The following is a 22,101-nucleotide window of genomic DNA, read 5'->3' as shown; positions in this document are numbered from 1 at the left end:
ATAATCTTTTTCGGATTCAATCAATAATTGAACCGCTCTATCTCTGATTTCAGGGGTATATTTTACTTTTTTCATCGGGACATTCTCTCAGAAAGTTTGGTCTCCGACAAACCCGGTACGGTTCAAGGTGTAAATACGCCTAATTGGCTCTTATAGACACGTAAATTTTCTACGGTACTAGGTAATCGGATTGACTTAAAAAGGGCTGTAGTGAGTGCTCTATGCTTGAAATTGTAGAAGTCAATTGCCAGTTCAATCTGCATGATTTTAAAGCTGTCAATCTTGCATTCAAAATGTCTCAAGTAGCTGATACGGCGCCGTAGTGCACTTAAGGAATTCATGTCATGCAATCTAATTATGAAACCAGTTTCGTATTCAGAGATGTAATGAGTAATACCAGTTTTCTCTGTCAGAAATTTCTTGATGTCATGCCGTGTACTCGTTTTACCAATTTCAAAGTATAAATCAATGAAATCGACCTGAGCTTTGATTTGGATATTCATTGCTTTGAAATCGTAGCTATGAATATCAGAGAAAATAACGGTTTCGAGTTGATCAGCTTGATTCGCATTGTCAGCGTATCTTGAGCATAGATCTACATAACTTTGTTCATATGGAGATTTTTTCTCGGTATCTTCTGAAAACTCTTCGATTTCTAAATCGAGTAAAATTTTTTGTAACTCGTCATCATATGGATCTTGTCCATTTCGAACTAGGGTTTCAAATTGATGGTGTGTTAGATGTTTCATAATCATTTCAATATGAAAAAATTAAACAAAAGGGCAGTTGAATAACCGCCCTTTTGGATTGATGGTAAATTACTGAATTAAGTAATTTTCATTCGGAGTGTTGATAAGAATTAATTCCTTACCATTACGTTCAATGCTGTAGGTAATCGATGATTGAGTTTGGTTTACCATCATTACTTTACTGCTAGATAATAGAAGATCCGCGAGATCTTCATGATTAATTAAAGAGCTTTGCATTAATTCGCTCCATTTCTTTGGCATTGTGTAAGTAAGCTTGAATAAGTTCTTCCTCGGTTACATCTACGCCGTTGATTTCAGTGTAATGAAGCATAAAATCAATAGAACTATCAATGAAGTGCGAAAAATGTGGCTTAAATTCATTGACTTTAATCTGAGCAAGCTTTTTTACAGCTCCTAAGATTACAGTTTTCAAGTGTGCATTTTGCGCTTGGTGTGCTTGTTCGTTTAGCATTTCGATTTTCATCGCTATTTCCTTTGTTTAAGTTGAAGGTTGATTAATACGCACAAACTCACGTAGAGCAGGTAGTGCGTACATTGGTTTGCCATCCACTACATGGACAGTGATTCTGTACCCATGTAAAAGACTCGGACGGTATAGATTTTTGGTCAGTCTTCTGTACCAGTACTTTTGTGTCTTTCCTAAATGCAAAGATAAGAATTTGGCTGATTCACTTTGAGATAAAAACATTTCACTAGGCATTTTTAGAAGCCTTATGCTTATGTGCTTCGATCCAATCAAGTACGGTTTGAGATTCCCAAACTGTTAAACCATTGATAGAAAATGGCTGAGGGAACTTATTCTGTTTTACCCATAACCAAAGTGTTTTGCTTGTAATGGGTAATAAGCCACGGCGTTCGGGTTTTGCTTTAAATTTACGGATTTGTCCTGCTGATTTACCTGTTTTACAGATATGGATCTTCTCCGGAGTAGCAGGTGCCGAAGTAATTACATTTGCCTGAATAAGTAGGGAGGTAGAGAGATTCATCTTGAACACCATCAGAGTTGCTAAACTTCATTTCTGATTAGCTACGAGCTAATGGTGTTCTATTATTGTTATTTAATTTTTAATAAAAATAAGTTAATAGGGTTAAACTTTTTGAGTCCGTATTAATTTTGATCATCTAATTCTAAAATTCGGTTTAAAAGAATAATTCCCTGAGTTTTTTCTTCTCCACAGGGTTTTCCTTTTCTTTCTTTAAAGGTTTCAGGTCGAGGCGCAATCCATTTTTTTTCTAATGATGTTAATCGCTGTGGTAACTCATATTCATACTTCGAGCCTTTAAGTTTATCTTTGATTTTTTCCGCTATTAAGGATTTGGTGAGAATTTGATTTGAATCAGCTTGCCAGCACTTATTTGAAAGGTCTTCTACTAATTTTTTAGCCTCGACATAGCTATCACTGACGGTTTTCTTTTTAGTTTTATTGACATTTAATGTGTCTAAATATGTATCTAGTGATTGTTTTGAGATTAAGAGGCTTAGTTTTGTAAGAGTAAACGAAGCGAATATATTAAATCTTTCTAGGTCTCTGACTGTTGTTTGTCTTTGTGTATAGGTGTCTTCCGAAAGATTAACAGGATTTTCTACAATAATGTGCCAATCTTTTAGTTGGGTTGTAATTAAATGAATGTTGTCGGTCTTAACACCTTTTAATAAAACATAATCATATTTATTGGAAATACTGTCTCTTGCTAATGGAATATCAACTTTATCAATCTTATCTAATATGAGATCACAAATGGCATTTTTATAGCATCTATTGGGGGTAACCATTAAGTTGTCACTTTCATTTAGAAAACGAATTCCAATAACTTCTTTATTGGGTAAAGGCTGGTTAGTTTCTTCAACTACTGCAACCGCTACACCATATACATCAAAGCAAGTATGAATTATGCCATCACGTATCAAACGACATAAATTGAAATAATCATCTGTTGTGCTGTGATTAGAAAGCTTTTTAATTGCTTGAGTAATGGTGTAGTTCATAGAGGGTTAAACGACTTTTTGCTTAAACGGGATAATGTTTGGATCATCCAATTCATTAAGTCTTTGCGCTAGTTCTTGTACGGTCGGATTGTAATAACGCATCAGCATTTTTAAATCTTTATGACCGGTAACTTTTGCTAAATCTTGAATTGGAAGTTTCTTCGCAAGGCGTGTAGTAGCTTCATGCCTTGTATCGTGAAAGTTTAAATCAGTAATCCCCAATCTATTACTTACAACAAGCCAAAAATCGTGCGATAGGGCATTTGATCTATCGGAAATGGTTAAAACTTTATCGTTATCTAATCCTTTCATTAATACGAGTAGTTGAATAGCGCGTCTAGAAAGCGGAACTTTTCTTGCTGTACCATTTTTCGTATCGGGTAGAAGTACGTGATCTTCGTATACATTGTACCATTGCATATTGGTGATTTCACTTGCTCGCATTGCAGTTTCTAAGGCGAATAAAAATGCCCAAGCGACTTGTTGGCGTTTAGTGAGCGGTTGATATGTCGCATCGTAATTAAAGCCGAGAAGGATAGTATTAATTTCTTCTTGTGTGATTCGACGCTCTCTATGAGGGGCTTGAGTTGGTTTGGCTACATCCAATAATGGGCTGGTTTTAAGAATACGTAATTCTTGACGTGCATATTTGAATACACCACCCAATACACCTAAGTCACGTCCTACCGTTGAAGGTGACACTTTGGAAAGCCGATCATTTCGAAGCTCAATCATATCTAGCTGATTAACGTCCGTTATCGGTTTCTGCATTAGTTTTGGGTAATCATTCATAAGTTTATGCAGACGAGAAATTTCTTTGTCAGCACCTTTATGCGACGGCGCAACTTCATCTATGTATTTCGTAATTAATTCTCCGAAAGAGATACATGATAACTTTTGAATCTTGTCTGCTTTTTTCTTTTGGTTGGGATCAATTCCTTCCGCAATTTGTTTCTTTATTTCATCACGTTTTAGGCGAGCTTCCTTAGCTGAAAATATCGGGTATTCGCCCAGTGTAGTTGTATTTTTCTTACCATTAAAAGTGTAAATCACTTTCCAAACTTTACGACCGGTCGTAGAAGTGAAGAGATATAGCAATTCACTATCAAAGTTTTTAAGAGTTTTATTGGCAAGGGGCTGAATAGCTTCAATTTGCTTTACGGTGAGCATATATATCTTATCTATGAAAATTTAACTACCAACTTAACTACTTGGTAGGTGGTTTTGGAGTGTTATTGATGGTAATTGTTAGGATGGTAAAATTCAATAAAATATATTTAAAATAATAACTTATGATTAATTTTTAGCTTAATGTTTTTGAGTGTTATTTAAAGTAGATCGCAATCATATGGCGATTTACTAAGTCATTCAGATTTAAATTTCAATCATAAAAAATCCCGCTTTCGAGCGGGATTTTTTATGACATCTTAATGCGATTTATTTAATCCAGCCCATCCGGATTAATGGCGCAAACAGTGACTGATGAATAGTTAAAATAAACTGCATGAGTTTATCCTGATATTTCCACCACAATGGTAATCCAGCTAAATTTACTGTTATTGCAATCAGGAATGCACCCAGCATATCCATCGGAAAATGCACACCGACATAAACACGCGACCACGCTACCAGCCAAGCTGTCCAGATTAGAATTCGTCCCAAGTCTCGCTGCGGTGAAAAATAATAGGCGAAGGCAATCCCGCTAAAAATACTCATATGGTTGCTGGGAAAAGAACCAGTCGGTGCATGTTCAATCAGAGTGCGACCAACATCTATCACAAACGGGCGTGGGGTATTAAGGATCGCAGACAATACTTCACTCATCAATAAGGTAATAGCTGTAAAGATGAAGGCTTTTATAATCCCTGTTTTTACTTCGTAACTACCACGGAACCAGGCAATAGCAAAAATCAGCAAAAAAAGATACACCAGATCATGCGCAATCAGGGAGGCATAGTTGATCATCCAGATTGAGGCTTGGTCGGGTACATTTAAGATATGAAACAGGTAAAGATTCAGTTGGTCAAGGGACATGAGCAGAGAGGACTGGAACAAATGTCCGTTACTCTAAACCGGTCAAACCTCAATTCCTACCTGAGTTTGTATGAATTTGTAGCCTCGCTTTTTAAAGAATATTCACATGATAAAAAACCACTCAAAAGAGTGGTTCTTAAAAATCCGAATAATATGATGAAATCTTATTTAAACTGAATCGCACCATTGGCACTCACCGTCATTTGCGATTCACCCGCAGCAACTTCCTGCTCTGGAACAGCCATATCCGCCGATGCAGCTTTCATCATGGCCATACGCGGTACAGGTTGTGGTGAATAGTTATTGGTATTCAGATTTAAGTTTACCAGTTGATAACTCGGTTTGTTCCAAGCTTGAGTCAGGGCCTGTGCGCGTTGCTGGAAGTTTTTAGAGGCTTCAATCATCAGCTCATTTTCAACTTTTTTGCGCTTTTCGTCTGAAACTTTGAAGTTAATTGACTGGGTCTGGAAGTGCTGTTGTAATTCAGCAATCAGTTGAGACGCCGCTTTAAAATCTTTCGATTCCAGACGAATCTGGGCACGTCCACGCCATTCTTTCAATTTGCGGTTATCATTGTCATAAATAGGGTAAGTGCTTTGTGCGCCCGTCTCGATTTTCACAGTTGGATATTTGCGCGCTGTGGTAATGGCCTGATTCATTAGCTGGTTAATTTGTGTAGCCAATTCAGCTGGCTGTTTGTTGGATTTTTCAATATAAAGCACGGCATGCATTTCATCATTTGAGATTTCACGACTGGCCTCTGCTGAAAGATTCACAACATTGTAATTCAGCGATTCAGCCGGAGCTGCAAATGCGCCTGTGGCCAAGGTAGATGCAAGGATAAAACTGGTAAGTGCTAAGAGACGCATGAAATTGTCCTGTTTTTCTTAAAATTGGCCATCTAAGCCGTTGTTAAAATATTAAATCTCAATTGTGATCTTTTTACGAAATATTTGTGGTAAGAGTGTTAAATTTTCTTTCATTTTACACTCTTACTTGATTTATGTTTATCGTTAATAATTAAGTGCTTAATGGTGGATTTTAAGCTTTTTTGCCTGAATGTTAGCTGTGCTACAAAAAAGCATAAAAGAACCCGCTTTTCTTTCTGCTGTCACACTGTAAGATGATCATTCAGGTTATAGGTTGGTGTGATGTTTTTTTTCGATAAAGATTAGGACAAAATGCAACTGAAAGTTGTTTATTTTCCTGAAAAATTCGGTATCATCCGCCTCCTAGTTATTTAAATACAAACTGCTAGCTAGAACCTCTTTATAAAGCGCCGAGTCAAAGGACCAAACGTCACCAGACTTATTTCTTTCACCCATATCAGAGATGGTAATTCGATATGAGCGTTACTTCTGTAAACCCTGCCACCAATTCCACAAACGAATACTACTTGACTCGCCAAAGTCAGATGGAATCGAATGTGCGTAGTTATCCACGTAAATTACCGTTAGCGATAGCGAAAGCACAAGGTTGCTGGGTTACCGATGTTGAAGGTACTGAGTACCTTGATTGTTTAGCTGGGGCAGGGACGTTGGCATTGGGCCATAATCATCCTGCAGTCATTCAAAGTATCCAGGATACAATTGCAAGCGGCTTGCCATTGCATACACTGGATTTAACTACGCCTTTAAAAGATGCTTTTACTGAAGCACTTCTTTCTTATCTTCCAGGTGGTCAAGAAGAATACTGCTTGCAGTTCTGTGGCCCATCCGGTGCAGATGCAACAGAAGCAGCCATCAAACTTGCGAAAACCTTTACCGGTCGTAGCTCGGTGATCAGCTTCTCTGGTGGCTATCACGGTATGACGCATGGTGCATTGGCCATGACCGGTAACCTGTCTGCGAAAAACGCAGTTAACGGTTTGATGCCAGGCGTTCAATTCATGCCGTATCCGCATGAATACCGTTGCCCATTGGGTCTTGGTGGTGAAGCGGGTGTTGACGCTTTAACGTATTTCTTTGAAAACTTCATTGAAGATGTAGAAAGCGGCGTGACTAAACCGGCAGCTGTGATTCTTGAAGCAATTCAAGGGGAAGGCGGTGTGGTAACTGCACCTGTGAAATGGTTGAAGAAAATCCGTGAAGTGACTGAAAAGCACAACATCGTGTTGATTCTTGATGAAGTTCAAGCGGGCTTTGCACGTTCAGGTAAAATGTTTGCCTTTGAACATGCGGGCATCGAACCTGATGTGGTGGTGATGTCTAAAGCTGTTGGTGGTAGCTTGCCGCTCGCAGTACTCGGTATTAAACGTAAGTTTGATGCTTGGCAGCCAGCAGGTCATACCGGTACGTTCCGTGGTAACCAGTTGGCAATGGGTACAGGTCTTGCAACGATCAATACCATTAAAGAACAAAACCTGGCGCAAAATGCCCAAGAACGCGGTGATTTCCTGCAAGCTGAGATTAAAAAATTAGCTGCCGAATTCCCATGTATTGGTAACGTGCGCGGTCGCGGTTTGATGATTGGTGTTGAAATTGTGGACGAGCGCCAAAAGGCAGATCACATGGGTTCTTTACCTGCTGATGGTCAATTGGCAGCAGCGATCCAGACGGCATGTTTCAACAATAAATTATTGCTTGAGAAAGGTGGTCGTAACGGTACGGTAATTCGTTTACTTTGCCCATTGATCATCACGCATGACGAATGTGTTGAAGTGATTGCTCGCTTTAAGAAAGCAGTTGCTGAAGCTCTTGTTGCAGTTCGAGGCGCATAATTCATGGTAGATTTTGCAGAACATCGTAAAGCTTTACTTTGTAATGATGCTGCATCCATCGCTGACTATCAGTCAGCCATGGATCAAGCGACCAAAGCGGTTGCAGCATGGTTGCAAAATGACAAAATGTACACGGGTGGCAGCATTAACGAGCTGCGCAGCGCGATTGCGTTTAATCCTTCTAAACAGGGGTTGGGTGTAGAGAAATCTTTAGAGCGTATGGTTGAGCTTTTTCTGAATAAAAGTTTAAAAGTTCATCATCCGCATTCGCTTGCGCATTTGCATTGTCCAACCATGGTGACCAGCCAGATTGCGGAAGTACTGATTAATGCAACCAACCAGTCAATGGACTCATGGGATCAAAGCCCGGCCGGTTCACTGATGGAAGTTCAGTTAATCGATTGGTTACGTCAAAAAGTAGGCTATGGCGCAGGCCAGGCAGGCGTATTTACCTCTGGTGGTACACAGTCTAACCTGATGGGCGTACTGCTGGCACGTGATGCTTGCATCGCGAAAAACTGGAAAGACGAAAACGGTAAGCCGTGGTCGGTTCAGCGTGATGGTATTCCTGCGGATGCGATGCGTAATGTCAAAGTCATCTGTTCTGAAAATGCACATTTCTCTGTGCAAAAGAACATGGCGATGATGGGCATGGGTTTCCAGTCTGTAGTGACTGTTCCTGTGGACGAAAATGCGCGCATGGACATGGACGCACTTGAGAAAACCATGGCGCACCTTCAAAACGAAGGCAAAATCGTGGCATGTGTGGTGGCAACTGCAGGTACAACCGATGCAGGTGCAATCGATCCACTGAAGAAAGTCCGTGAAATCACCAACCAATATGGCGCGTGGATGCACATCGATGCAGCTTGGGGTGGTGCTTTAATTCTGTCTAACGATCATCGCGATATGTTAGATGGTATCGAGCTGTCTGATTCGATTACGCTCGATTTCCATAAGCATTATTTTCAGACCATTTCGTGTGGCGCGTTCTTGCTGAAAGACGAAGCAAACTACCGTTTCATGCATTATGAAGCGGAGTACTTGAACTCTGCCTATGATGAAGAACATGGTGTTCCTAACCTGGTGTCGAAGTCACTACAAACCACGCGTCGTTTTGATGCCTTGAAATTGTGGATGACGGTTGAAGCATTAGGCGAAGAGCTTTATGGTTCGATGATCGATCACGGTGTTGGTTTGACGCGTGATGTGGCAGATTATATTAAAGTGACTGACGGTCTGGAGCTTCTGCTTGAGCCACAATTCGCTTCTGTGCTGTTCCGTGTGGTTCCAGCGGGCTATCCGGTTGAACTTTTAGATACACTGAACCAGAACGTGGCAGATGAGCTGTTTGCACGTGGTGAAGCGAATATTGGTGTGACGAAAGTCGCTCAGGTTCAATCCTTGAAAATGACGACTTTAAGCCCGGTTGCAACGCTGGATAACGTGAAGAACTTGCTGGCACTGGTGCTTGCAGAAGCGGATCGTATCAAAGATTCAATTGCTGATGGTACTTATACGCCACCCATTGCATAAGTGATGGTGGTGTGAAAAAAGGAGATCGAAATGATCTCCTTTTTTTATTTTTGAGTCATAGAATGATCAATTCTATAGGTAGATTCATCAGAAAAATACCGAGTATATGTACTTATTTTAAGCTGTTATAAAATCGTCATCTAATTATGTAATGCTAGGGAGCAGGATTTATCCTGAGTTCAGGTTTATAAAAATTGTTACATGTCATTGGTCTAAAATTTTTTATTGAAGTGAATGACAAAAAGAACTTAATCATTGAAATCCATAAAAATTTAATCAAGAAAAAACTGCTAGATTAAAAATCACTAAATCGTAATAAAGCTGTAACTTATCTGTCATATTCTAAAATCAAAATGCAGGTATCGAAAGAAGTACAAAACTGAATAAAAAGTGGCGTACTCCAAATTGTATAAATGAGAGAGATACTAGAATGCGCTTTACAAATATAGCTTTAGCATTGGCATTAACAGGGGCAGCTGCTGTAACGACTGCACATGCAGCTCGTGACACGATTCAAATTGCAGGTTCTTCAACTGTACTTCCATATGCCAGTATCGTGGCGGAAGAATTCGGTAATACCTTCCCACAATTCAAAACACCAGTGGTCGGTTCTGGCGGTTCGTCAGGTGGTTTAAAGCAGTTCTGTAATGGCGTGGGTGATAACACCATTGATATCGCGAACTCTTCGCGTCAAATCAAATCTACCGAGCTGGCTGAATGTAAAAAGAACGGCGTTAACCAAGTATTAGAAATCAAAATCGGTTATGACGGTATCGTATTTGCTTCAAATGCTAACAAGGCTGCTTATAAGTTGCGTCCACAGCATGTCTTCGCTGCACTTGCTGCACAACTTCCATCAAATGGAAAAATGGTAGCAAACCCGTATACACGCTGGAACCAAATCGATAAAGCACTTCCGAATGAGCCGATCACGCTGGTGATTCCTGCTTCGAATCATGGTACGCGCGAAGTGTTCCAGGAGAAAATGGTGGATGCAGGTTGTGAATCGTATGCTGCAATTAAGTCTCTAGACAAAGATGCCAAGAAAAAAGCATGTACCACATTCCGTAAAGATGGCCGTGTAGTTGAAATTGCAGGCGACTATACCGAGACACTGGCACGTTTGAAAACTTCTCCAAGTGCAGTCGGTGTGTTTGGCCTGGGCTTTTATGACCAGAACCGTGACCGCTTACGTGTTGCAACTGTGAACAATGTAGCACCTTCTGAAAAAACGATTTTGAATGGTGCTTATCCGGTATCACGTCCATTGTTCTTCTACGTGAAAGGCGAACACTTGAAATCGATCAAAGGCTTACCACAGTTCACTGAATACTTCCTGAACAAGAAGGTATCAGGTAAGGGCTCTAAGCTGGAAAAAGCAGGTCTGATTTCAATGTCTGATAAAGAACGCGCAGCAGTCCTTGCAAATTTCAAGGCTGGTAAAGCGGTCATTGTAAAATAATCGATGATTTTGAAATCGCTGGTGGTAGGGTCAACCTACCATCGGCTTTTTGCGATAAACAAGTTTTTTCAAACCATGAAAATTGAGAAAACAGTGGAGAATACATGAATCTGCTACTTATAGGTGTGTTATTGGCCATTATGGCCATAGCCTATCAAATCGGATTAAGTAAAAGCCGTAACTTAGCAGGTAAGGGAAGCAATTCTGCAAACTTACACTCGCGTCCCGGATATTATGGTGCACTGGTGGCACTGTGGTGTGGTATCCCTGCGTTTTTAATTTTGATTGTTTGGAATATGGTTGAGCCAAGTTTTCTGGAGCAAGTGGTACTCAACCATTTGCCGCAGGATATTTCGGCCAATCTGGATCCGGCGAGTCTGGGCGTTGTTGTTGATCGTGTTCAGGCACTTGCCTCAGGTTTCGGTGTCAGTGATACACCTGCAGCCTATGAACTGGCCGCAGCAGAACAGTTAGCTAAATTTTCGACCATTGGGACTTTTGCCAAATTGGCAGTGGTGATTTCGGCTGCACTGGCAGGTCTGGTCTGGGCCAAAAAACGTATTAGCCAGGAATTCCGCGCACGTAACCAAGTCGAGAAAATGATGAATATCGGCTTGGCATTGTGTTCGGGCGTGGCAATTCTGACCACGCTCGGGATTGTCATGTCGATGTTTGGTGAGGCGATGCGCTTCTTCAGCTTCGTCAGTCCACTGGATTTCTTCTTTGGTACCGAATGGAACCCGGGGTTTAGCACTTCTGGCAGTGCCGAGGGCAGTTACGGTTTATTGCCACTGCTGTGGGGTACGCTCATGGTCAGTGCGATCGCACTTTTGGTTGCGGTACCGGTCGGTCTGATGATTGCGATCTATCTGGCAGAATATGCATCACCGCGCTTCCGCTCTTGGGCAAAACCGACCATTGAAGTGTTGGCGGGTATTCCTACGATTGTTTATGGTGTCTTTGCCTTGATGATCATCGGTCCATTTCTTAAAGCCATGGGTGCCATGGTCGGACTCGAAATTAATGCCACCAGTGCGCTGACCGCGGGTCTGGTGATGGGCATCATGATTATTCCATTCGTATCTTCTCTATCCGATGACATTATTACCCAGGTGCCACGTGCCTTACGTGATGGTTCTCTGGGGCTAGGTGCAACCAAATCTGAAACGATCCGTCAGGTGGTTTTACCTGCAGCTTTGCCGGGTATTATTGGTGCCTTCCTGTTGGCAGCATCCCGTGCAATTGGTGAAACCATGATCGTGGTACTTGCAGCGGGGAACAGTCCGCAGCTGCATGCCAATCCACTTGAAGCCGTATCTACGGTCACCATTACCATCGTCAATCAATTAACAGGTGATACCGACTTTGCCAGTCCGCAAGCACTTGTGGCCTTTGCCCTGGGACTGACCTTATTTGTGATTACCCTAGGTTTGAACATTGTTGCACTGATCATTGTGCGTAAATATCGTGAGCAATACGACTAATGAGTACTTCAAATACAACGCCTGTGGATCAGCGTGTTGATCCATCCGTCGCTGCCGAGCTGCGTGAAAAGCGTAAGAAGACCATTCAAAGCTCTTTGGGGCGACGTCATCGTAAAGAAAAAACATTCCGTCTATTTGGTTTCTCTGCGGTATTGGCCGGTCTGTTCTTTGTGGTATTGCTCTTCGGCAGTATTTTATCCAAAGGTTTGCCTGCCTTCTGGCAAAGCAGCATGAGTTTGCCGATTCATTTCGATCCGGCCATTGTAGAGATTGGTCCAAAACCCAAGCCAGCTGCGGGGGAGTCTCCGGCGCAGTTTGAAGAGCGTATGATTGCCTGGCAAATGGATGTCGGCATGGTGGACTGGGATGCACTGATCATCAACGGCATGATCGCCAGAGACAGCAAGCTGGAAAGTCAGCGTGATGAACTGGGTTATTTATATACTAGTTCTGAGGCTTATCGCTTACGTGACATGGTCATGAATGATCCAAGTCTGGTCGGTCAAAGCACAGAGGTTAAAATTCTGGCAGATGCCAATGTCGATGTCTGGCTGGCGGGTAATATTGATCGCTCGTTACCAGCAGAACAGCAGCAGCTCAATCCTGAAGTACGCCAGGTGGCGGACGAGATGAAAGCCTCAGGTGTAATCGAAAACAGTTTCAATACTAACATTTTTACCAGTCCTGACTCGCGTAGTTCACCGGCAACGTCAGGTTTGGCAGGCGCTTTCATGGGCTCGCTGTTCATGATGATGATCGTGATTTTTATCTCGATTCCGATCGGAGTGGCATCTGCGATCTATCTGGAAGAGTTTGCGCCGAAAAACTGGATTACCGATATTGTCGAAGTCAACATCAACAACCTGGCAGCAGTCCCATCGATTGTGTTTGGTTTGCTGGGTGCCGCGATCTTTATTGGCTGGATGCATTTACCGCTATCGGCCCCTCTGGTCGGTGGTCTAGTGCTGAGTCTGATGACTTTGCCAACTGTCATCATCACCACACGTGCATCGCTTAAAGCGGTTCCACCTTCGATTCGTCAGGCAGCGTTGGGCTTGGGTGCTTCACGACTGCAAACGGTTTTCCATCATGTCTTGCCATTGGCTTTGCCGGGTATTTTAACTGGTGCCATTATCGGGGTCGCGCAGGCATTAGGTGAAACCGCACCATTGTTATTAATCGGGATGAGTGCTTTTGTTGCCAGCGTTCCAGCCACACCATTTGATCAGTCTACAGCGTTACCTGTGCAGATTTTCTTATGGCAGGGCAATGAGTTACGTAACTTCTTTGAAGGGCGTACCGCAGCAGCAATTATTGTACTTCTGGCCATGATGATCAGCTTGAACAGTCTGGCCATCTGGTTACGTAAAAAGTTTGAAGTCCGTTGGTAATAGGGGCAGAATCATGAACACAACTGTTATTCAAAACTCCTTAAAAAAGGATCAATCCGTGAATCCACAACAGACACAATTCACTAATGATGAGGCTACACAAAAGCCAGCAACATCGTTTGTCTCCCAATTCGATACGCAAAGTAGCAGCAAAAAAGATGAAAAGTCGACAAATGTGAAACTGAGTACATCTGATGTGCATGTGTACTATGGTGAAGCGGAAGCGATTAAAGGCATTGACCTGAACATTTATGAAAATGAAGTGATTGCTTTTATTGGGCCATCAGGCTGTGGTAAGTCAACCTTTCTGCGTACCCTAAACCGCATGAATGACACCATTGACAGTTGTCGTGTGACCGGTAAAGTCATGCTGGACAATCAGGACATTTATGATCCAAACCTGGATGTGGTCTTGCTACGTGCTCAGGTCGGTATGGTGTTCCAGAAGCCAAACCCGTTTCCAAAGTCTATTTTTGACAACGTTTCTTACGGCCCGAAATTACATGGTCTTGCACGTGATAAATACGATCTTGAAGAAATTGTCGAAGGCAGTTTGCGTAAAGCCGGGTTATGGGAAGAAGTAAAAGACCGTTTGAATCAGCCGGGAACAGGTTTGTCAGGTGGTCAGCAGCAACGTTTATGTATCGCGCGTACCATCGCAGTTTCGCCTGAAGTGATTCTGATGGATGAACCATGTTCTGCGCTGGATCCAATTGCAACAGCAAAAGTAGAAGAGCTGATTTCTGAGCTTTCAACTCAATATACCATTGCGATTGTAACCCACTCCATGCAACAGGCAGCGCGTGTATCTGACCGTACTGCGTATTTCCATCTGGGTGATTTAATTGAGGTGAATGCGACCGAAAAAGTCTTTACCCAACCAGATCATCAATTGACTGAAGCTTATATTACAGGGCGTTTTGGTTAATACGATTTTAAAAATAAATCTTTTAAAACAGAATCTTAGGATTCTGTTTTTTTTGTTATGTTCTATAAGTTTTTTAAAATTTATAATGACAATGCAACAGACCCCTGAATTTAAAGAAAAAGCTAAACTGACGCAAATCGCGATGAAAGATATGTTCTATGTGCTTTTTGGAACGGCTTATATGCATCAATATTTTGATTTAGTGATGGTGCTGTTCAGTATCATATTAGCCTTGATTGTCCCTTATGAAGGCTTGTTCATTACTTCACAAAGTCAGGGAATGACCAACTATCATCGTTGGCTCTATGACGTGTTTGTGATCGTGAATACTTTCTTGGGCTTTGTGATTTTTTATATGTTAAAGCATCAAAAATATAATACTGAAGTTAAACAAAAATGGCGTGTTTATATTACAGCACATGCTCAATTTAAATTTCATCGTTATCTAAAAGTACAAGAGAAGGGCAAGAAACCATTAATGCATACGCGTTTTGGTGAATACTTCTTTGTGCTTATTACGATCATTTTTTTTATTGCGGTATATTCATTGATGACCCCTTCGGGGACAAGTCATCGAGGTTTTATTATATTAACCTGGTGGCCAATGAATGCTTTGATTATAGCTGTAATCTATACACTTTTATTTATTTGGTATTTTCGTTTGTTCGCGATTCATGAAATTATGAATTAATATAAATTATTGATTCGTCGTGGACATGCTTGGCAACAAGATCAATAAATGCTGTTGAAAAAATCAGAATTGACCTAATCTAAGGATATAAGCCGAATTAAATAGAGAATAGATTTTTTATGTTATTTCATAGTCCGAAACTGCCCGCTGAAATCCGTGTCAGTCATTTAAATGCGCGTATCAATGAACAACGAAAAAAAATAGCGCAAACGACTGGCTCTAAACTGGAGCTTTTGCAGTTGTCACAACAGCTGTCAAAAGAAGCACGTGCACGCAAGAAAACCAATCAAAAAATCTATGTCTTGGACTTTAAAGGCGATATGGCCGCTTCTGCGGTCGAAAGTTTACGTGAAGAAATTACCCTGATTTTATCCACGGCTAAAGCGGGTCGTGACCGTGTTGTGGTGCGTTTAGAAAGCCCGGGTGGTATGGTGCATGGCTACGGTCTGGCCGCTGCTCAACTGGTACGTTTACGTGATGCCGGTTTTCACTTGACCATCTGTGTCGATAAAGTAGCAGCCAGTGGCGGTTATATGATGGCGTGTATCGCAAATGAAGTTGTGTCTGCACCATTTGCGATTGTCGGTTCGATTGGGGTGGTGGCTCAAGTGCCTAACTTTAACCGTCTGCTGAAAGACAATAAAATCGACTTTGAACTCTATACCGCAGGCCAGTACAAACGTACCGTGACCATGTTTGGTGAAAACACCGAAGAAGGGAAGGCCAAGTTTGAAGAAGAGTTACAGCAAACGCATGCTTTATTCAAACATTTCGTAGAAAAATACCGTCCGCAGCTGAATGTGGAAAAAGTGGCAACCGGTGAGCATTGGTATGGTCGTGATGCACTGGATTTAAACTTGGTAGATAAACTGCAAACTTCAGATGAATATTTACTGCACTTGCTAACGCAACATGATGTTTATTCGATCCAGACCCGCAAGAAACCAACCTTGGGTGAAAAGCTGGGTTTACAGGCAGCGCAAATTGCGGATTCATTGATTCCAACCGTAATGAATAAGGTCATGGAAAGCTTAAGCAAAGCCAATGCAAATCTGGTACAGATGCGCGATCCTAAACTCTAATTCAGTTAAAATTGAATATATATTAAAGCTCACTGCGGTGAGCTTTTTTATGCCTTAAGTTATTGTTAGTATACTATAAAAGATCTAATTCAATGCGGCTTTTACTGGCATGCTCACCCTTATTCTTGTTTTAGGTTTTCTGACTATCGCGATCTGTCCGATAGCATGTGCATTGTACGCTGAAGCCAAGTTACAAAATGAAGATCAAAAAAAACTTTTATTTTGGCTGGGTTTTATCCCAGGGACATGTCTCTTTATTCTATATGCTGTGTTAAAGCCAGATGATCCGCCTGTTATTCCATCGAAGGCATGTGGTGTGGTGCAGTCTTATCAGGTGCATAAAACTCGAGGTGGTAAGGAGTTTGAAGGTGTGATTATTCGCTTTGATGGTGCTCAATATAGTCGCCATTTACTCTTCGATCAGCATCTAGAGAAAATGCCGAAAGCTCAAAAGGTCTGCTTTGAATATTTAGATAAGTTCAAATATCCACATTTGTCAGAATCTAAGTTTGTTCAATGGATTGAACCGACTGAAATGCAAAACATCCCTACAGCTAATCGGATAAAATAAAGCATATTTTATTGTTAGAGCAGAAACATGGCTATAGCTGAAGCATATCTTGCAACACAAAACTGTTATTTTAATTACGAGTTTGAAGAATTGAACTTGGATGATTTCCCAGAAGAATTTTCTATTTCTCTACGTGGGATGATGTATAGACATGAAATTCAATATCCTGATGCAAGCTATTTTATTTATTACAGCGAAATGTTGACGGGTAATGAACTGCAAAAAATGAAAGATGACTGGATGCAATATTGCCCACTCCCATAATTGCAGAATATGAATGTAATAGTTGAGTACAAACCTTAATTCAATGAGATTTTGATTTTAAAAGCTCACTTCGGTGGGCTTCTTTGTAAGAGCATGAGACTACCCGTAAATATCGCGCCTAATGTGGCAAGCAAGATGTCTTTATGCGCATCCCAGCTATCACCTTGCTGTCCATTGTAGTTCTCCGCTTCTTCGGGAGATAAGCCAATCGCGATCAACCATTCCAGCCATTCATAGATCATGCTACTGGCCACCACAAACTGAATCACCAGCAGGAAAATGACCACAGGTTTTTGCTGCGGCAACCAGACCTGAAACAGGCGATAGAAAATGGGGTAAAGGAGTAATCCGTAGGCCAGATGAACAAAACGGTCAAACATATTGCGTGACCAATGCATTGCTTCATTCAGATGAAAGCCAAAAATCTGCTCAATCCACTGGTTATAAGGCACATAGGAATACAGATAGTGTGCAGCAATCACATGAACAATCAGGAAAAGGATATATAAATTAAAACTTAAAAAATGCAGCCCAATTTTATATAGACAGACCAGCAGCATGATAAGCATGAAAGCTGTACCGGCCTGATGCAAGAGATAAGCTTCCAGTTCTAAAGGATGAATACTGGCCAATATAATAGCAAGAATTAAAATGCCCAGGCTCGCATAATGCTTGGCGGAAAGTCGCTGCTCAATCATGTCGTTATGATGAAATATCGTTTTTAGAATAAAATACATTATAAATAAAAAGGCGAAGCCTGAGCTTCGCCTTTTGGTCTTATTTTAAATTAGATTTTAGCAATCAGCTCAGCCACTTGTTTGGCCTGTTCAGCAGCATTACCTGTATAAGAAGCAGGTGTCATTTCAGCTAGACGCGCACGATCAGCAGCTGGAACCGCTTCTAACTCGTTACCGTTTACGAAATCAACCATCATGTCGCGAGTCATGGCCTGACCACGAGTCAGGGCTTTTAATTTTTCGTATGGTTTTTCAACGTTGTAACGACGCATTACTGTTTGAATTGGTTCAGCCAATACTTCTTGCGCATTGTCCAGGTCTTCATTGATACGTGCAGCATTGAGTTCAAGTTTGCCGATACCTTTAGCACATGCTTCGAAAGCAATTAAGCTTTGTGCAAAACCAACACCCATGTTACGCAGCACAGTAGAGTCAGTCAGGTCACGCTGCCAGCGAGAAATTGGCAGTTTTTCCCCAAGGTGTGCAAGTACAGCATTGGCAAGACCCAAGTTACCTTCAGAGTTTTCGAAGTCAATCGGGTTTACTTTATGTGGCATGGTTGAAGAACCGACTTCGCCATCTTTTAGCTTTTGCTTGAAGAAACCAAGCGAGATATAACCCCAAACATCACGGTTGAAATCGATCAGAATAGTGTTGAAACGACGCAGGGCATCAAACAGTTCAGCCATATAATCATGTGGCTCGATTTGTGTGGTGTACGGGTTGAAATCTAGACCCAAAGATTCCACAAATGCTTGTGAATGCGCAGGCCAGTTGATGTCTGGATAAGCAGAATAGTGCGCATTGTAGTTACCTACTGCACCATTGATTTTGCCTAGAAGTTCAACATTTTTGAACTGTTTGATTTGACGTGCAAGGCGGTAAGCCACGTTCGCCATTTCTTTACCCAACGTCGTTGGGCTTGCAGTTTGACCATGCGTACGAGACAACATTGGCTGGTCAGCATGCTTTTCAGAAAGTGCAACAATTGAATCAATGATTTGCTGCATAGATGCAACCAGTACATCACGACCGCTTTTCAGCATTAAAGCATGTGACAGGTTGTTAATATCTTCAGACGTACATGCAAAGTGAATGAATTCACCGGCATTTTTCAATTCGTCGATATTGGCAATTTTTTCTTTCAGGAAATATTCAACCGCTTTAACGTCGTGGTTGGTGGTGCGTTCAATTTCTTTGATACGATTGGCATCATCTTCAGAGAAATTGCTTACAATCGCATCAAGCGCTGCATTAGTTTCGCCTGAAAACGCCGGAACTTCAGTAATTTCCGGATGGTTCGCAAGCGCCTGTAACCAACGCACTTCAACAGTCACACGAGCATGGATTAAACCAAACTCAGAAAGAAAGGGACGTAGAGCATCACATTTGCTCGCGTAACGTCCATCTAGTGGAGAAAGTGCAGTTAAAGCGTTCATATCGATTCCTTAGATTTTGGAATTAAACGTAAAACGAAACACGTGCAGTATCAGTTAAACCACCTGAAACTGTAAACGCGCCAGATTCTGAATATCTTTTAGCAACTTGCGTTTGCCAAATACCATGCCCCAGGAGCTGCCACCGAGCTGACGCCACAGGTGCGCCATTTGTAAACCGGTAAAGAGGGAAGCACGGATGCGGTTGGTGTGTCCGGCATCTTTAAAGGCTTCGGCATTGCCACGAACCATGATGCGCGGATTGATTGATCCCGCAGTATCGACATAGGTTTGAGCCAGATTGGCAATGATGCTGGGGTGCAGGTAATTGTTATCGAAAAAGGAAAGCTGTCTGAGAATTTTCTGTTGGGACTGTTCAATAATTTCAACAAATTTGGGATTGCTATAGACCTTCTTTTCTAATTGAAGAAGTGCCATGGCATAGCTCATTGGAAGTTTGGTGCTGGAAAGTTTTGGAATTCTGGATTTTGGCGAAGTATTGAAGGGTTGAATAATGCTGCTTTCTAATGTTTTTAAGCCTAAGGAAATATCGGCCAGTTGATTAAAAAAGTCTAGGGTCTGGGCATTTTCGTTATTGCCGGGACGAATATTGAGACTGGCTTTAATCAACTGTTCAAAATAAAAGTTACCGTTTTCACCAATACTTTGCTGACCACTCAATGCGGTCATATGGGTCAGCTGGGTGGCCTGAAACACACCCGCTAACGCCAAAGCGCGATTTTGACGAGTATTCAACGTTGTGGCTGGTTGAAATGGTAACTCCGTCATGCCGAATTCATCCTTTTATAAAATCAGGTTTAGGTGCATTGGTATGATGAATCACACCACCGCCTAAACAAACTTCACCTGAATAAAACACCACACTTTGACCTGGGGTCACTGCACGTTGTGGTTCATCAAACTCCACACGTACACCATTGGGTGATTCTGAATCTTGGTACACCGTACAGGCTTGATCAGTCTGACGGTAACGGGTTTTGGCCGAGCAACGGAAACCTGTTTCAGGAATATCCTGCTCGCCGGCCACCCAGTCAATCGCTTCACTCCAAAGCATGGTGCTTTGCATCAGTGGGTGCTCATGGCCTTGACCCACCACCAGACGATTGCCTTCGATATCTTTATGTAATACGAACCAGGCACCTTCCGCGACGCCTTTCATTCCGCCAATACCGATGCCGCCGCGTTGACCGAGCGTATAGTACATTAAGCCGTGATGATCACCAACCTCTTTACCGTCTTCCAGCACGATTTTTCCGGGTTGTGCCGGTAAATATTGCTTCAAGAAGTCATTAAATCGGCGTTCGCCAATAAAGCAGATCCCGGTCGAGTCTTTTTTCTTTGCCGTAGCAAGATCTAATTCTTCAGCGATTTTGCGGACTTGCGGCTTTTCAATTTCACCGACAGGGAATAATGTCTTGTTAATTTCACGACCATGTACGGCATGCAGGAAATAGGTTTGATCCTTATTCTGATCAACACCACGTAAGAGTGGTGCGTATTCTTCACCGCGCGAATTGGTCATGGTTGCACCGCGACGACAGTAATGACCTGTGGCAATAAAGTCTGCACCCAAGTTCACCGCATGATCTAGAAAGGCACGGAATTTAATTTCTTTATTACATAAAATGTCTGGGTTTGGGGTACGGCCAGCCGCATATTCTGCTAAAAAATGCTCGAATACACGATCCCAATATTCCATGGCAAAGTTTGCGGTATGCAGTTTAATCCCGATTTTGTCGCAGACGGCCTGAGCATCGGCAAGGTCATCCATCGCCGTGCAATATTCTGTGCCGTCATCTTCTTCCCAGTTCTTCATGAAAAGACCTTCAACCTGATAACCTTGTTGAAGTAAAAGCGCAGCAGAAACAGATGAATCTACACCACCCGACATACCGACGATGACACGTTGTTGCATAGGATTAGGCATCCAAATTTGAAATTAAGGGAGAGTTTTGGTGCTCGTAAATGAGCGATAAAGGGTATTTTTGACCTGACAGGGCATCTTGCACGGCTTTAATCACCAGGGGACTACGGGCACGCGCTGATTCTTTCAGTTCGTCCAATGTCATCCAGACTGCGCCGACAATATCTGTATCTAAAGCGGCATTTGGGTCGTAGTCAGTGGATTTGGCTAAAAAGCAGAAACGAAAATAAGTACGATCAGGAAACATCGGCGGGGTATAGGTATACATCCCTAAAAGATGGGTCACTTCAACCGTATGTCCGGTCTCTTCCATGGTTTCACGAATTGCGGCTTCGATAATGGTTTCACCGCATTCCACATGACCTGCTGGCTGATTAAATACGGTGTGTGTCACAGCTTCTGTATGTTCTTCGACAAACAGGAATTTTCCGTCTTTTTCGATGACGGTTGCGACAGTGACGTGAGCAGTCCAAGCGGTCATAGAACAGCACCATGGATAAAGATGCACTATTGTATAAAATTTTGGGGTGTGTGGCTATGATGAGAGGGGGTTTCTTTGATTGTTTAAATGATTGTGATTAGAGGTTTTAAGATGAATGGGATTCTACCATGTAGGAATCAGTGCTATTAATGTGTTTTGATCTTCGCTTATCAGAAAGTGGATGAGTTTAAAAAGTGTACTAGAAAGGAAGTGGGGGGCAGGGAATTATCAATTAAAAGCTCAAATTTAACCTGAAAGATCCAATAAAAAAATGTATAACTGTCAGCTCAGGTTTGAGCTAATACAGATCATTCACTGTTTCAATCAATTCTCTTTTACAAGGCAATTGTTTTTCTTCTTCAGTATGAACGGGTTTGTTTTTCATATTCCTGCGTGATGGGGGCAATATTTTTAGTCTTCTGGCTGCTAAAGCTTCAGCTTTGCTCAAATAGCCTTATCTCCGAGTAAAACTCCTTTTAATTCTTGAGTTGAAGATTCCAGTACAGCAACATCGTGAACATTTCCCGATCTAAGTTTGGGATTAATAATTTCACCTAAATTGTTGATAATCAGATGTAATTTA

At 41.9% G+C, this 22,101-nt stretch carries 22 protein-coding genes and 1 pseudogene; 10 read left to right on the top strand and 13 right to left on the bottom strand.

Annotated features, from left to right (window positions below):
- Positions 1 to 122: 122 nt before the first annotated feature.
- The 7 genes from FTU44_RS08000 to FTU44_RS07970 form a co-directional block, all read right to left on the bottom strand.
- A complete protein-coding gene (locus FTU44_RS08000) occupies positions 123 to 749 on the bottom strand; it encodes a hypothetical protein (protein ID WP_180050057.1) in 627 nt (208 codons plus the stop codon).
- Positions 750 to 966: 217 nt separating this feature from the next.
- On the bottom strand, positions 967 to 1,233 hold the full coding sequence (locus FTU44_RS07995; protein ID WP_042053870.1) for a hypothetical protein: 267 nt from the start codon (positions 1,231 to 1,233) through the stop codon (positions 967 to 969).
- A 229-nt stretch (positions 1,234 to 1,462) separates the two neighbouring features.
- Positions 1,463 to 1,756: an AlpA family transcriptional regulator gene (locus tag FTU44_RS07990; protein WP_180050054.1), complete on the bottom strand. Its 294-nt coding sequence runs from the start codon at positions 1,754 to 1,756 to the stop codon at positions 1,463 to 1,465.
- A gap of 122 nt (positions 1,757 to 1,878) precedes the next feature.
- Entirely contained in the window at positions 1,879 to 2,757 is an 879-nt protein-coding gene (locus tag FTU44_RS07985) for a hypothetical protein (RefSeq protein ID WP_180050051.1), read from the bottom strand.
- A gap of 6 nt (positions 2,758 to 2,763) precedes the next feature.
- Positions 2,764 to 3,927 carry a site-specific integrase gene (locus FTU44_RS07980; RefSeq protein ID WP_180050048.1) on the bottom strand — a complete coding sequence of 388 codons (1,164 nt, stop codon included), beginning with the start codon at positions 3,925 to 3,927 and terminating at the stop codon, positions 2,764 to 2,766.
- Positions 3,928 to 4,194: 267 nt separating this feature from the next.
- Positions 4,195 to 4,791, bottom strand: a complete 597-nt coding sequence (locus FTU44_RS07975; RefSeq protein ID WP_180050045.1) for a phosphatase PAP2 family protein — start codon at positions 4,789 to 4,791, stop codon at positions 4,195 to 4,197.
- Positions 4,792 to 4,955: 164 nt separating this feature from the next.
- Positions 4,956 to 5,660, bottom strand: coding sequence for an SIMPL domain-containing protein (locus FTU44_RS07970; RefSeq protein ID WP_005096452.1), 705 nt, complete (start codon positions 5,658 to 5,660; stop codon positions 4,956 to 4,958).
- A gap of 476 nt (positions 5,661 to 6,136) precedes the next feature.
- Here FTU44_RS07970 and FTU44_RS07965 point away from each other — a divergent pair, with 476 nt between their 5' ends.
- The 10 genes from FTU44_RS07965 (at position 6,137) to FTU44_RS07920 (ending at position 16,919) form a co-directional block, all read left to right on the top strand.
- The gene (locus FTU44_RS07965; RefSeq protein ID WP_005096454.1) at positions 6,137 to 7,510 is read left to right on the top strand and encodes a diaminobutyrate--2-oxoglutarate transaminase; all 1,374 of its coding nucleotides are present in this window, start codon (positions 6,137 to 6,139) and stop codon (positions 7,508 to 7,510) included.
- 3 nt (positions 7,511 to 7,513) lie between these two features.
- Positions 7,514 to 9,046 (top strand): aspartate aminotransferase family protein, encoded by a 1,533-nt coding sequence (locus FTU44_RS07960; RefSeq protein ID WP_005096455.1) that lies wholly within the window; start codon positions 7,514 to 7,516, stop codon positions 9,044 to 9,046.
- A 430-nt stretch (positions 9,047 to 9,476) separates the two neighbouring features.
- Positions 9,477 to 10,508 (top strand): substrate-binding domain-containing protein, encoded by a 1,032-nt coding sequence (locus tag FTU44_RS07955; protein ID WP_005171700.1) that lies wholly within the window; start codon positions 9,477 to 9,479, stop codon positions 10,506 to 10,508.
- A 104-nt stretch (positions 10,509 to 10,612) separates the two neighbouring features.
- The gene (gene pstC / locus FTU44_RS07950) at positions 10,613 to 11,992 is read left to right on the top strand and encodes a phosphate ABC transporter permease subunit PstC (protein ID WP_074383000.1); all 1,380 of its coding nucleotides are present in this window, start codon (positions 10,613 to 10,615) and stop codon (positions 11,990 to 11,992) included.
- Positions 11,992 to 13,383, top strand: a complete 1,392-nt coding sequence (gene pstA, locus FTU44_RS07945) for a phosphate ABC transporter permease PstA (RefSeq protein WP_180050043.1) — start codon at positions 11,992 to 11,994, stop codon at positions 13,381 to 13,383. The genes pstC and pstA overlap by 1 nt, the downstream gene beginning before the upstream one ends.
- A 13-nt stretch (positions 13,384 to 13,396) precedes the next feature.
- Complete coding sequence (pstB, locus tag FTU44_RS07940; RefSeq protein ID WP_005171697.1) at positions 13,397 to 14,311, top strand: phosphate ABC transporter ATP-binding protein PstB; 915 nt, start codon at positions 13,397 to 13,399, stop codon at positions 14,309 to 14,311.
- 52 nt (positions 14,312 to 14,363) lie between these two features.
- Complete coding sequence (locus tag FTU44_RS07935) at positions 14,364 to 15,002, top strand: hypothetical protein (protein WP_180050040.1); 639 nt, start codon at positions 14,364 to 14,366, stop codon at positions 15,000 to 15,002.
- 119 nt (positions 15,003 to 15,121) lie between these two features.
- Positions 15,122 to 16,084: a protease SohB gene (sohB, locus tag FTU44_RS07930; protein WP_159138008.1), complete on the top strand. Its 963-nt coding sequence runs from the start codon at positions 15,122 to 15,124 to the stop codon at positions 16,082 to 16,084.
- 109 nt (positions 16,085 to 16,193) lie between these two features.
- Positions 16,194 to 16,655: a hypothetical protein gene (locus tag FTU44_RS07925; protein WP_005096462.1), complete on the top strand. Its 462-nt coding sequence runs from the start codon at positions 16,194 to 16,196 to the stop codon at positions 16,653 to 16,655.
- Between the two features lie 27 nt (positions 16,656 to 16,682).
- The gene (locus FTU44_RS07920) at positions 16,683 to 16,919 is read left to right on the top strand and encodes a hypothetical protein (RefSeq protein WP_180050038.1); all 237 of its coding nucleotides are present in this window, start codon (positions 16,683 to 16,685) and stop codon (positions 16,917 to 16,919) included.
- Positions 16,920 to 16,984: 65 nt separating this feature from the next.
- Here FTU44_RS07920 and FTU44_RS07915 read toward each other — a convergent pair whose 3' ends face one another.
- The 6 genes and pseudogenes from FTU44_RS07915 to FTU44_RS07890 all read right to left on the bottom strand — a co-directional run.
- Positions 16,985 to 17,617 (bottom strand): DUF2238 domain-containing protein, encoded by a 633-nt coding sequence (locus tag FTU44_RS07915; RefSeq protein WP_180050035.1) that lies wholly within the window; start codon positions 17,615 to 17,617, stop codon positions 16,985 to 16,987.
- Positions 17,618 to 17,706: 89 nt separating this feature from the next.
- Positions 17,707 to 19,095, bottom strand: coding sequence for an adenylosuccinate lyase (gene purB, locus FTU44_RS07910; RefSeq protein ID WP_005096467.1), 1,389 nt, complete (start codon positions 19,093 to 19,095; stop codon positions 17,707 to 17,709).
- A gap of 54 nt (positions 19,096 to 19,149) precedes the next feature.
- A complete protein-coding gene (gene hflD, locus FTU44_RS07905) occupies positions 19,150 to 19,881 on the bottom strand; it encodes a high frequency lysogenization protein HflD (protein ID WP_005096468.1) in 732 nt (243 codons plus the stop codon).
- 7 nt (positions 19,882 to 19,888) lie between these two features.
- Entirely contained in the window at positions 19,889 to 21,028 is a 1,140-nt protein-coding gene (mnmA, locus tag FTU44_RS07900) for a tRNA 2-thiouridine(34) synthase MnmA (RefSeq protein ID WP_005171681.1), read from the bottom strand.
- 4 nt (positions 21,029 to 21,032) lie between these two features.
- Positions 21,033 to 21,518, bottom strand: coding sequence for an NUDIX hydrolase (locus FTU44_RS07895; protein ID WP_180050032.1), 486 nt, complete (start codon positions 21,516 to 21,518; stop codon positions 21,033 to 21,035).
- Positions 21,519 to 21,825: 307 nt separating this feature from the next.
- A pseudogene (locus tag FTU44_RS07890) lies at positions 21,826 to 22,101 on the bottom strand (transposase); the annotation flags it as partial.

The organism is Acinetobacter sp. YH12105 (assembly GCF_013419095.1).
In the GTDB taxonomy this organism is placed as follows: Bacteria; Pseudomonadota; Gammaproteobacteria; order Pseudomonadales; family Moraxellaceae; genus Acinetobacter; species Acinetobacter pseudolwoffii.
The sequence above is the reverse complement of the archived record's forward strand: the minus strand, read 5'-3'. Positions and strand labels throughout refer to the sequence as shown.